The sequence below is a fragment of the Mesorhizobium sp. M8A.F.Ca.ET.208.01.1.1 genome (genome assembly GCF_004791315.1).
Taxonomy (GTDB): Bacteria; Pseudomonadota; Alphaproteobacteria; order Rhizobiales; family Rhizobiaceae; genus Mesorhizobium.
Window position 1 is genome coordinate 1 of sequence record NZ_SRUT01000193.1, and the last position, 331, is coordinate 331.

Sequence of the window (331 nt, forward strand, 5' to 3'; positions counted from 1 at the left end):
CCGCTATCCGCGCGGCAACGGCGTCGGCGTTGACATGCCGGAGCGCGGGGCGGTGCTCGAAATCGGCAAGGGTCGCATCCTGAAGGAGGGCACCAAGGTCGCGCTTCTCTCCTTCGGCACGCGGCTTCAAGATTGCCTCTTGGCCGCCGAGGAACTGGGCGCCGCGGGTCTCTCCACCACCGTCGCCGACGCCCGCTTCGCCAAGCCGCTGGACGAGGATCTCACCCGCCGTCTCGCCCGTTCGCATGAGGTGCTGGTCACCGTGGAGGAGGGCGCCATCGGCGGTTTTGCTGCCCAAGTGCTGCATTTCCTCGCCCATGAAGGCCGCTTT

1 protein-coding gene is annotated in these 331 nt (G+C 67.7%); it reads left to right on the forward strand.

The features are described from left to right. Positions 1-331: transketolase C-terminal domain-containing protein (locus EN851_RS34880; protein ID WP_281041126.1), on the forward strand; the 331-nt coding region annotated here is incomplete at both ends.